13 protein-coding genes are annotated in these 10,890 nt (G+C 71.1%); 10 read left to right on the top strand and 3 right to left on the bottom strand.

Translation table 11 applies throughout. The features are described from left to right. The 4 genes from ACFWAR_RS38245 to ACFWAR_RS38230 all read left to right on the top strand — a co-directional run. Positions 1-301, top strand: a 301-nt coding sequence (locus ACFWAR_RS38245; protein ID WP_385787990.1) for a pantoate--beta-alanine ligase, incomplete at its 5' end; no start/stop codon positions are given. Next, entirely contained in the window at positions 298-2,052 is a 1,755-nt protein-coding gene (locus tag ACFWAR_RS38240) for an L-aspartate oxidase (protein ID WP_385787987.1), read from the top strand. The genes ACFWAR_RS38245 and ACFWAR_RS38240, both read left to right, overlap by 4 nt. Beyond that, on the top strand, positions 2,049-3,041 hold the full coding sequence (nadC, locus tag ACFWAR_RS38235; RefSeq protein ID WP_385787984.1) for a carboxylating nicotinate-nucleotide diphosphorylase: 993 nt from the start codon (positions 2,049-2,051) through the stop codon (positions 3,039-3,041). The genes ACFWAR_RS38240 and nadC overlap by 4 nt, the downstream gene beginning before the upstream one ends. After that, on the top strand, positions 3,042-3,851 hold the full coding sequence (locus ACFWAR_RS38230) for a type III pantothenate kinase (protein WP_385787981.1): 810 nt from the start codon (positions 3,042-3,044) through the stop codon (positions 3,849-3,851). A gap of 52 nt (positions 3,852-3,903) precedes the next feature. On the opposite strand, the gene ACFWAR_RS38225 is transcribed toward ACFWAR_RS38230, so the two are convergent. Together ACFWAR_RS38225 and ACFWAR_RS38220 are read right to left on the bottom strand one after the other, a co-directional pair. Then, complete coding sequence (locus ACFWAR_RS38225) at positions 3,904-4,203, bottom strand: winged helix-turn-helix domain-containing protein (protein ID WP_385787978.1); 300 nt, start codon at positions 4,201-4,203, stop codon at positions 3,904-3,906. Beyond that, complete coding sequence (locus ACFWAR_RS38220) at positions 4,200-4,619, bottom strand: hypothetical protein (protein WP_385787977.1); 420 nt, start codon at positions 4,617-4,619, stop codon at positions 4,200-4,202. The genes ACFWAR_RS38225 and ACFWAR_RS38220 overlap by 4 nt, the downstream gene beginning before the upstream one ends. Before the next feature lie 217 nt (positions 4,620-4,836). Here ACFWAR_RS38220 and ACFWAR_RS38215 point away from each other — a divergent pair, with 217 nt between their 5' ends. The 5 genes from ACFWAR_RS38215 (at position 4,837) to ACFWAR_RS38195 (ending at position 7,278) form a co-directional block, all read left to right on the top strand. Then, positions 4,837-5,403 (top strand): hypothetical protein, encoded by a 567-nt coding sequence (locus tag ACFWAR_RS38215; protein WP_385787996.1) that lies wholly within the window; start codon positions 4,837-4,839, stop codon positions 5,401-5,403. Positions 5,404-5,416: 13 nt separating this feature from the next. Then, positions 5,417-5,581, top strand: coding sequence for a hypothetical protein (locus tag ACFWAR_RS38210; RefSeq protein ID WP_354380578.1), 165 nt, complete (start codon positions 5,417-5,419; stop codon positions 5,579-5,581). Between the two features lie 131 nt (positions 5,582-5,712). Further along, complete coding sequence (locus tag ACFWAR_RS38205; protein WP_385787975.1) at positions 5,713-6,168, top strand: BlaI/MecI/CopY family transcriptional regulator; 456 nt, start codon at positions 5,713-5,715, stop codon at positions 6,166-6,168. A gap of 18 nt (positions 6,169-6,186) precedes the next feature. Then, positions 6,187-6,738: an amino-acid N-acetyltransferase gene (locus ACFWAR_RS38200; RefSeq protein ID WP_385787993.1), complete on the top strand. Its 552-nt coding sequence runs from the start codon at positions 6,187-6,189 to the stop codon at positions 6,736-6,738. Between the two features lie 198 nt (positions 6,739-6,936). Beyond that, the gene (locus ACFWAR_RS38195) at positions 6,937-7,278 is read left to right on the top strand and encodes an Lsr2 family protein (protein WP_354380576.1); all 342 of its coding nucleotides are present in this window, start codon (positions 6,937-6,939) and stop codon (positions 7,276-7,278) included. On the opposite strand, the gene ACFWAR_RS38190 is transcribed toward ACFWAR_RS38195, so the two are convergent. Next, a complete protein-coding gene (locus tag ACFWAR_RS38190; RefSeq protein WP_385787973.1) occupies positions 7,257-7,832 on the bottom strand; it encodes an SCO3374 family protein in 576 nt (191 codons plus the stop codon). The two genes, ACFWAR_RS38195 and ACFWAR_RS38190, sit on opposite strands and share 22 nt — an antisense overlap. A gap of 473 nt (positions 7,833-8,305) precedes the next feature. On the opposite strand from ACFWAR_RS38190, the gene ACFWAR_RS38185 reads away from it, so the two are divergent. Beyond that, positions 8,306-10,831 carry an ATP-dependent Clp protease ATP-binding subunit gene (locus ACFWAR_RS38185; protein ID WP_385787970.1) on the top strand — a complete coding sequence of 842 codons (2,526 nt, stop codon included), beginning with the start codon at positions 8,306-8,308 and terminating at the stop codon, positions 10,829-10,831. The last annotated feature ends 59 nt before the right edge of the window (positions 10,832-10,890 follow it).

Raw genomic sequence — 10,890 nt, 5'->3', positions numbered from 1 at the left:
CGGCCGGGCCGGAGCGCTGGCCCGGCTCGGCGAGGCCCGCGCCTCCGCCGACGCCCACGCGGTGGCCGCCGCGCGCGGCGGGCTGCCCGACGCCGTGCGGACCGCCGCGCGCCAGGTCCTGGAGGAGGCGGGACGTGACACACCCCCGCTGCTCCTGGACTACCTGGCCCTGGTGGACCCCGCAGACTTCACCGAGGTCGGCCCCGGTCACTTCGGGCCGGCCGTACTGGCCGTCGCCGCGAAAGTCGGCACGACCAGGCTGATCGACAACCTTCCATTGGAGTTCGGAGCACACTCGTGAGCACTGGCAGTGGTGGCGCAGGTACCCCGGCGGGCGGTACCGGCATACGGCTGCACGCCCCCGCCCCCGGCTGGTCCGTCGAGGCGGACGTGGTCGTCGTCGGCTCCGGCGTGGCGGGCCTGACGGCCGCGCTGCGCTGCGCGGCCGCGGGCCGCCGTACCGTCGTCGTCACCAAGGCGCGCCTCGACGACGGGTCCACGCGCTGGGCCCAGGGCGGCATCGCCGCCGCCCTCGGCGACGGCGACACCCCCGAGCAGCACCTGGACGACACCCTCGTGGCGGGCGCGGGCCTGTGCGACGAGGACGCCGTGCGGCTGCTGGTCACCGACGGGCCCGGCGCGGTGCGCCGGCTCATCGAGACCGGCGCCGTCTTCGACACGTCCGCCGAGACCGGCGAGATAGAGCTGACCCGCGAGGGCGGCCACCACCGCCGCCGGATCGCGCACGCGGGCGGCGACGCCACCGGAGCCGAGATCTCCCGGGCGCTGGTCGAGGCCGTCCAGGACGCCGGTATCGAGACCGTCGAGAACGCGCTCGTACTGGACCTGCTGACCGACGCCGAGGGCCGCACGGCCGGGGTCACCCTGCACGTCATGGGCGAGGGCCAGCACGACGGCGTCGGCGCCGTCCACGCGCCCGCCGTGATCCTGGCGACCGGCGGCATGGGCCAGGTCTTCTCCGCGACGACCAACCCCTCGGTGTCCACCGGCGACGGCGTGGCCCTCGCGCTGCGCGCCGGAGCCGAGGTCTCCGACCTCGAATTCGTCCAGTTCCACCCGACGGTGCTCTTCCTCGGCGCCGGCGCCGAGGGCCAGCAGCCGCTGGTGTCCGAGGCGGTGCGCGGCGAGGGCGCCCACCTCGTCGACGCGGACGGCGTCCGCTTCATGGTGGGCCAGCACGAGCTGGCGGAGCTGGCCCCGCGCGACATCGTCGCCAAGGGCATCACGCGGCGCATGCTGGAGCAGGGCGTCGACCACATGTACCTGGACGGCCGGCACTTCGGCGCCGCCATGTGGGAGCAGCGCTTCCCCACGATCCTGGCCGCCTGCCGCGCCCACGGCATCGACCCGGTGACCGAGCCGATCCCGGTCGCGCCCGCCGCGCACTACGCGAGCGGCGGCGTGCGCACCGACCTCGACGGGCGCACCACCGTCCCGGGCCTGTACGCCTGCGGCGAGGTCGCCTGCACCGGGGTGCACGGCGCGAACCGGCTCGCCTCCAACTCCCTGCTGGAGGGCCTGGTCTTCGCCGAGCGGATCGCCGCGGACATCGTCTCCCACCGGCCCGCCTCGCACGGCCCGGGCATCCCCGTCCCCTCCACCGGACCGCTGCTGCCCGCCGAGGCCCGCCTGGAGATCCAGCGGATCATGACCGCGGGCGCGGGCGTGCTGCGCTCCGCGGACTCCCTGCGCGGCGCGGCCACCGCCCTGCAGGCCCTGTACACGGCGGCGCTGCACGACCTCGACGCCCACGGCAAGACGGCCGAGCCCGGCACCGACACCTGGGAGGCCACCAACCTCCTGTGCGTGGCCCGGGTGCTGGTCGCCGCCGCCCTGCGCCGCGAGGAGACCCGCGGCTGCCACTGGCGCGAGGACCACCCCGACCGCGACGACGCGGCCTGGCGCCACCACCTGGTCGTACGGCTGTCCCGCGCGGAGAAGCGCGCCCTGGTCGTGACCCCCACCGACTCCGCGGACTTCCCGTCCGTACGCCACCCCCTGGGCACCGAAATGATGGAGCAGCGACCGTGAGCACCCCCGAACAGCACGAGCACACCGAACTCCCCTTGATCGACGGCGGTGACGGCGCGGGCGGCTGCGGCGACGACTGCGGCTGCGGCGGCGGCGAGGAGTCCGGCCTGGACCCGGCGCTCGCCGAGCTGCTCGCCGACGCCGGTCTGGACCCCATCGAGGTCGAGGACATCGCCCACATGGCGCTCTCCGAGGACCTCGACGGCGGGGTGGACGTCACCAGCGTCGCCACCGTCCCCGAGGACGCCGTCGCCACCGCCGACTTCACGGCGCGCGAGGCGGGCGTCGTGGCGGGCCTGCGGATCGCGGAGGCCGTCCTGTCGGTGGTCTGCACCGAGTCGTTCGAGGTCGAGCGGCACGCGGAGGACGGCGACCGGGTCGAAGCGGGCCAGGTGCTGCTCTCCGTCCGCGCCCACACCCGCGACCTGCTGACCGGTGAGCGCAGCGCGCTGAACCTGCTCTGCCGCCTCTCCGGCATCGCGACGGCGACCCGCCGCTGGGCCGACGTCCTGGAGGGCACCGGCGCCAAGGTCCGCGACACCCGCAAGACCACCCCGGGCCTGCGCGCGCTGGAGAAGTACGCGGTCCGCTGCGGCGGCGGCGTCAACCACCGGATGTCCCTCTCGGACGCGGCGCTGGTCAAGGACAACCACGTGGTGGCCGCCGGCGGCGTCGCCCAGGCCTTCAAGGCCGTGCGGGAGGCCTTCCCCGAGGTCCCGATCGAGGTCGAGGTGGACACCCTGGACCAGGTCACCGAGGCGCTGGAGGCCGGCGCGGACCTGATCCTGCTGGACAACTTCACGCCGGAGGAGACCGCGCGGGCCGTCGCCGCCGTGGCGGGCCGGGCGACCCTGGAGTCCTCGGGCCGCCTGACGCTGGAGACGGCGCGCGCCTACGCCGAGACGGGCGTGGACTACCTGGCCGTCGGCGGTCTCACCCACTCCTCGCCGATCCTGGACATCGGCCTGGACCTGCGCGAGGAGCGGTAGATGCTCCTCACCATCGACGTCGGCAACTCCCAGACGGTCCTGGGCCTGTTCGACGGTGACGAGATCGTCGAGCACTGGCGGGTCTCCACCGACCCGCGGCGCACCGCCGACGAACTGGCCGTCCTGATGCAGGGCCTGATGGGCATGCACCCGATGCTCGGCAACGAGCTGGGCGACGGCATCCACGGCATCGCGATCTGCTCGACGGTCCCCTCCGTGCTGCACGAGCTGCGCGAGGTCACCCGGCGCTACTACGGGGACGTCCCGGCGGTCCTGGTGGAGCCCGGCATCAAGACCGGCGTGCCGATCCTGACGGACAACCCGAAGGAGGTCGGCGCGGACCGCATCATCAACGCGTGCGCCGCGGTCGAGCTCTACGGCGGTCCCGCGATCGTCGTCGACTTCGGCACCGCGACCACCTTCGACGCGGTGTCCGTGAAGGGCGAGTACGTGGGCGGGGTGATCGCCCCGGGCATCGAGATCTCCATGGACGCCCTCGGCGTGCGCGGCGCGATGCTCCGCAAGATCGAGCTGGCGCGCCCGCGCAACGTCATCGGCAAGTCCACGGTCGAGGCGATGCAGTCGGGCGTGGTCTACGGCTTCGCGGGCCAGGTCGACGGCGTGGTCGCCCGGATGGCCAAGGAGCTGGTGGGCCCGAACGGCGACCCGGACGACGTCCGCGTCATCGCCACGGGCGGCCTGGCCCCGATGGTCCTGGCCGACTCCGCGGTCATCGACGAGCACGAGCCCTGGCTGACCCTGATCGGCCTGCGGCTGGTGTACGAGCGCAACGCGCCGAACTTCGAGTAGCGGCGGCGGCGTTCGCCCGCACCGGACCCTCTCGAAGGGGCCCGGTGCGGGCTCAGCCGGTGGCGATCGCGCGCAGGGCGTCCAGGTGGCGGGCGTAGACCGTGCGGCCCTCGGCGGTCAGGGAGAGCCAGGTGCGCGGGCGGCGGGCCACGCGGCCCTTCACGACCGCGACCCAGCCCGCCGTCTCCAGCGCCGAGACCTGCTTCGACAGGACCGAGTCGCTGATCTCGACCAGGTCCCGGACGAAGCCGAACTCCGCCCGGTCCACCGGCGCCAGCGCGGCCACCACCGACAGCCGGACGGGGGCGTTGAGCAGCGGCTCCAGCGCGTGCCGCGGATGGCTGGCGCTCACACGGGCCGCCGTAGTTCGAGCAGCGCGCCGACCGCCAGGGGCAGCGCGCAGGCCACCGCGGCCGCCGCCGCGAAGCCGGGGGAGGCGCCGAAGGCGGCCACGCCGAGCGACACCGTCAGGGTGAAGACCGCCGCCCAGGTCCCGATGATCACCCCGTGCCGCAGTCCGAACCCGCGCCGCACCACGCGCTGGTGGGTGGCGTACACGCTCAGCCCGGTCACCAGCAGCGCGTTGGCCAGCCCGAAGACCACGGCCGAGGTGACGCCCCGCCACAGCACGGTCATCGGTACGAGCACCAGCTGGCCGGCGGCGAAGGTCCACAGGTAGCGGGCGTACCAGCCGCTGCCCTTGTGGGCCGCCGCCTCGACCTCGGCGGCGCGGCCCAACCCGCGTCTGGCGTCGGCGGATTCGCGCATGGTTCCCCCTGGTGACGGCTGCCGGACCGCTCGGAGTCGTCCGGACGCTTGCGACGATGGCATCAACTTTCCACTCTGGCAAGTACATGCGAGGGGCGAGCGCCGCAAAGGGCCGGTAGAGGGCCTTTCGCCGCGCCGGAAAGGGGATTTCGAGGAATTTTGTCCGATTAGCGCGTATCTTCGGGCCATGCCCACGCCCTACGGACCCCGCGGCGGCATGGCGTTCAGTGCTGCCGAACTGCACGTGCTCCGGCGCTCGCTCGCCCACGCCCTCCGATCCCCCACGGCCCCGCTGTCGGCCACCGAGGTCCAGGACTGCCTGCGCCTGGCGCAGTCCGTGGACGAGGCGGTCGCGGAAGCGGGGAGACTCAGAGACTTCCTCGTCGCGGACCTGGCCCGGTACCGGCAGGCCCTGCCCGGCTCGCTCCCCGGCTACCTGGAGCTGCTCCGGGACGCCCTGGCCGCCGGCTACGAGCCCGTCCCCGACGACCTGGCCGCCCTGCGCGCCCTGCGCGGCAACCCCGCCGCCGCCGCGCTGCTGGACCGGGCCTGCCGGGTCGCCGAACGGTCCGTGCGCCGCCGTCTCGCCGCCCCCCGGACCCGGCTGCGCGCCCTCGCCGGCGGCAAGGAGGACGAGCCCCCGCGCCGCCCCTCCCCGCCGCGGCACCCCGGCGAGCACGACGACCCCGGCACCGCGGAGCGCCCCGTACCCAAGCCCAGCGAGGTCTTCCCGCCCCGCCGCACCCCGGCCCCGCCCCCGCCGTCCCGCCGCGCCGTGGGCTAGCTAGGCTGGGCACATGGACTACGTTTCCGCGCTCGTGCCCCCCTTCGTCATGGCCGTGCTCTTCGTCCTGCTCGTCCGGACGATCGTCAAGAGCCAGGGCGGCGCCAACAAGGCCAAGGAGGACGCCGCCGTCGACGCGGTGCTCGCCCGGGCCGAAGGCGCACGCCAGCAGAACTGACACCACAGGGCCGGTCGGAGCCTCCTCCGGCCGGGCCCCGGGCGTACGGCGCGAAGCCGTACGCCCGATTTTGTTGCGCGCCCCGGCCGGATCACCAGGCAATTGCGGACATCCCGCACTATCGTGCTGATGTGCCTCGCCCCCTGGGAGATCTCGAAGACGCCGTCATGACGCGGGTGTGGCAGTGGAACCGCCCGGTCACTGTCCGGGAAGTGCTGGAGGACCTCCAGCAGGAACGGTCCATCGCGTACACGACGGTCATGACCGTTATGGACAATCTCCATCAGAAGGGCTGGGTCCGGCGGGAAGCCGAAGGCCGCGCCTATCGATATACGGCGGTCTCCACCCGCGCCGCCTACTCGGCCGCACTGATGAACGAAGCCTGGTCCACCAGTGACAACCCCGCCGCGGCCCTGGTCGCCTTCTTCGGGATGATGTCGCCGGAACAGCGCGAGGCCCTGCGGGCCGCCGTCCAGCTCGTCCAGGGCGACGCCCCGCCGCCCGCCGCGTCCCCGGCCGCCGAAAGCCGCGGCGCCGAAAGCCGCGCCGCCGATACCGATGAGCGCCCCGCCGACCCGGGGCGATAGCGTCCGGGCATGGAAGGCATGGAAGACGATTCGCGTCGGGACCCGGTCCAGGACGCTGCAAATGCAAAAGCAGTGACGATCCGCCGTGCCCGCACCGGCGACGTTCCCGCACTGCGCCGCCTGCTGGACCAGTACGTACAGCAGCGGATCCTGCTCGACAAAGCCCCCGTGACCCTTTACGAGGACATCCAGGAGTTCTGGGTCGCGGAACGCGAAGCCGACGGGCGCGTGGTGGGCTGCGGCGCCCTTCACGTCATGTGGGAAGACCTGGCGGAAGTCCGCACTCTCGCCGTCGACCGCGATCTCAAGGGCGGCGGCGTCGGTCATCGGGTGCTCGGCCAGTTGTTGCACACGGCCCGCGCACTAGGGGTCCACCGGGTTTTCTGCCTGACCTTCGAAGTGGACTTCTTCGCCAAGCACGGCTTCGTCGAGATCGGCGAGACGCCGGTGGACACGGATGTCTACACCGAGCTGCTGCGTTCCTATGACGAGGGCGTCGCCGAGTTCCTGGGTCTCGAACGAGTGAAGCCGAACACCTTGGGCAACAGTCGGATGCTTCTGCACCTCTGATCGGATCCGATGCACGAACCGATCCGAACCGATCGATCACAGCGGCTTTTGCGGTCCTCCGTCCGCCTGTGGCCTATGTCCGAATCGCGCACGTTTCCCGTCATGTTGTGTCCCTGAACCTTGACCCGGGGGTTTGTGTTTTTCCGGGAAAAGCGGTTTCCTTTCCGCGTACTGCATTTTCGATGAAAGGAAATCCCGGTGGCACAGAAGGTTCAGGTCCTTCTTGTCGACGACCTCGACGGTGGCGAGGCGGACGAGACCGTGACGTTCGCGCTGGACGGCAAGACCTTTGAGATCGACCTCACCACCGCCAACGCTGAAAAGCTCCGCGGTCTGCTGGAGCCGTACCTCAAGGGCGGGCGCCGCACCGGTGGCCGCGCCGCCGCAGCGGGTCGTACCAAGGGCCGCGCGGCCGCAACCGCCGGTCACCCCGACACCGCGGAGATCCGCGCCTGGGCGAAGGCGAAGGGCCTCAGCGTGAACGACCGCGGTCGCGTCCCGTCCGAGATCCGCGAGGCCTACGAGAACGCCAAGGGCTGATTCGGCGCGCCTCGCAGGGGCACGCCGGAGCCGTAAGGCCGCCTGATGCGGGCACGGTGGCATTCCGTCGCCGCCGCGCCGACCAGGCGGACGAGATCGGGCCCCGCGCCCTGCCCCGGACCGGGCAGGGCCGGCAGCAGTACGTCACACCCCTGCTCGGGGGGCCGCAGCCACACGGCGGCCCCCCGAGGACTTTCCCCGGCGCTGCCGGGGGGAACGGGCGCAGTCATCCGGCCACCCGCACCCAGGGCGGTCAGATCCAGGGCGACCCCGCCCCACTCCAGCCAGTCGAGCAGCCCGTCCAGCTCGTCCGCGCTGCCCGCGGCCACCAGGAACCGCATCCTGCGCCCCATGAGGGCCACCGGGCCCGTGGCCAGGGGCCTGCGCAGCAGCTCCGCCCCGGCGTCCGCGGGCATCTCCAGCACGTCGAAACGCGTGCCGGTGACCAGCTGTGCGGGCGACCCGCCCGCGGCCGTCCAGCCGAGCACCCGCTCGTACCAGAGGGCGTGCGCCTCCTCGGGCGCGACGCGGGGCAACGGGACGGTGAGGGTCATGCCCGGAGCAACTCCCGAAACGCCGAGGAGTTACGGGAGAGGTGACGCAGTGCACCCGGATCAATGCGGAACGTAAACATCCGTAAGCTCGACATCCCAAATTCGTGACGTAAGTCTGTTCGCCCTTAGCGGAGGAGCCGGGTGGCCCCGGCATGGAGTGTCCGTCGCAACGGGTAAGACATCCCTAGTGGAACGGGGCGAGATCGGGGTGGCACCCTGATTTGACCGGCTCCCGTTCGCCATCGGCGTACACGTGTGACGGGTATCTGCCTGGCCTGCGGGAACATCGTCTCGCACCATCGGGTTGGAGCAGTTGTCGGCTGTGTATGGCGGAGATTCCCCACCGACTGGGGTGAGCCGCGGACGGATGTCGGCAGTTGGAATGAGCTGTCCCGCCCCGCGGGACTAGCATGCGGAAGGACAGGGCGGGGACCGACCCCGAACTGCCCGACCGCTCTGAGGAGCGATAAACGATGTTCGAGAGGTTCACCGACCGCGCGCGGCGGGTTGTCGTCCTGGCTCAGGAAGAAGCCCGGATGCTCAACCACAACTACATCGGCACTGAGCACATCCTCTTGGGCTTGATCCACGAGGGTGAGGGTGTCGCCGCTAAGGCCCTGGAGAGCCTCGGGATTTCGCTCGAGGCTGTTCGTCAGCAGGTCGAGGAGATCATCGGGCAGGGCCAGCAGGCCCCGTCCGGGCACATCCCCTTCACCCCGCGGGCGAAGAAGGTCCTGGAGCTTTCGCTCCGCGAGGCCCTCCAGCTCGGCCACAACTACATCGGCACCGAGCACATCCTGCTCGGCCTGATCCGCGAGGGCGAGGGCGTCGCCGCCCAGGTCCTGGTGAAGCTGGGCGCCGATCTGAACAGGGTCCGGCAGCAGGTCATCCAGCTGCTCTCCGGTTACTCCGGGGGCGGCAAGGAAGCGGCCACGGCCGGCGGCCCGGCCGAGGGCAGCCCCTCGACCTCGCTGGTCCTCGACCAGTTCGGCCGCAACCTCACCCAGGCGGCCCGCGAATCCAAGCTCGACCCGGTCATCGGGCGCGAGAAGGAGATCGAGCGGGTCATGCAGGTGCTGTCCCGCCGGACCAAGAACAACCCGGTCCTCATCGGCGAGCCCGGCGTCGGCAAGACCGCCGTCGTCGAGGGCCTGGCCCAGGCGATCGTCAAGGGCGAGGTGCCCGAGACCCTCAAGGACAAGCACCTCTACACCCTGGACCTCGGCGCGCTCGTCGCCGGTTCCCGCTACCGCGGTGACTTCGAGGAGCGCCTGAAGAAGGTCCTCAAGGAGATCCGCACCCGCGGCGACATCATCCTGTTCATCGACGAGCTGCACACGCTCGTCGGTGCGGGTGCCGCCGAGGGCGCCATCGACGCGGCTTCGATCCTGAAGCCGATGCTGGCCCGTGGTGAGCTGCAGACCATCGGTGCCACCACGCTGGACGAGTACCGCAAGCACCTCGAGAAGGACGCGGCGCTGGAGCGCCGTTTCCAGCCGATCCAGGTGGCGGAGCCTTCCCTCCCCCACACGATCGAGATCCTCAAGGGCCTGCGCGACCGCTACGAGGCCCACCACCGCGTCTCCATCACGGACGAGGCCCTCGTGCAGGCGGCCACCCTGGCCGACCGGTACATCTCGGACCGCTTCCTCCCGGACAAGGCGATCGACCTGATCGACGAGGCCGGCTCCCGGATGCGCATCCGCCGGATGACCGCGCCGCCGGACCTCCGCGAATTCGACGAGAAGATCGCGAACGTCCGTCGCGACAAGGAGTCGGCCATCGACTCCCAGGACTTCGAGAAGGCGGCTTCCCTCCGTGATTCGGAGAAGCAGCTGCTGGCGGCGAAGGCCAAGCGCGAGAAGGAGTGGAAGGCCGGCGACATGGACGTCGTGGCCGAGGTCGACGGCGAGCTGATCGCCGAAGTCCTCGCGACCGCGACCGGCATTCCGGTGTTCAAGCTGACCGAGGAGGAGTCCTCGCGGCTCCTGCGCATGGAGGACGAACTCCACCGCCGCGTCATCGGCCAGAAGGACGCCATCAAGGCCCTTTCGCAGGCGATCCGACGGACCCGTGCGGGTCTCAAGGACCCGAAGCGTCCCGGTGGCTCGTTCATCTTCGCCGGTCCGTCCGGTGTCGGTAAGACCGAGCTGTCCAAGACGCTCGCCGAATTCCTCTTCGGCGACGAGGACGCGCTGATCTCCCTCGACATGTCGGAGTTCAGCGAGAAGCACACGGTTTCCCGCCTCTTCGGTTCGCCCCCCGGCTACGTGGGCTACGAAGAGGGCGGCCAGCTGACCGAGAAGGTCCGCCGGAAGCCGTTCTCCGTCGTCCTCTTCGACGAGGTCGAGAAGGCGCACCCGGATATCTTCAATTCCCTTCTCCAGATCCTGGAGGACGGTCGTCTGACCGACTCCCAGGGCCGGGTCGTGGACTTCAAGAACACGGTCATCATCATGACGACCAACCTGGGCACGCGGGACATCTCCAAGGGCTTCAACCTGGGCTTCGCGGCCCAGGGCGACACCAAGACCGGTTACGAGCGGATGAAGGCGAAGGTCAACGAAGAGCTCAAGCAGCACTTCCGGCCCGAGTTCCTCAACCGTGTCGACGACACGGTGGTCTTCCACCAGCTCACGCAGGAAGACATCATCCAGATCGTCGACCTGATGATCGCCAAGGTGGACGAGCGGCTCAAGGACCGCGACATGGGCATCGAGCTCAGCGGTGACGCGAAGCAGCTCCTGGCCAAGCGCGGCTACGACCCGATCATGGGTGCGCGTCCGCTGCGCCGCACGATCCAGCGCGAGATCGAGGACATCCTCTCCGAGAAGATCCTCTTCGGTGAGCTGCGCCCCGGTCACATCGTGGTCGTCGGCGTGGAGGGCGAGGGCGAGAACGCCAAGTTCACCTTCCGCGGCGAGGAGAAGTCCGCTCTGCCGGACGTCCCCCCGATCGAGGCCACGGGCTCCGGCCCGGACCTGAGCAAGGGCGCGTGAACGCTCTCGCTTGAGTGAGCGGTACGCAGGGGCGGGCCCGGAACCGAATGGTTCCGGGC

Source organism: Streptomyces sp. NPDC059917 (genome assembly GCF_042730635.1).
Lineage (GTDB): Bacteria > Actinomycetota > Actinomycetes > Streptomycetales > Streptomycetaceae > Streptomyces.
Note: the sequence above shows the minus strand (reverse complement) of the source record. Positions and strands in the feature narration are given on the sequence as shown.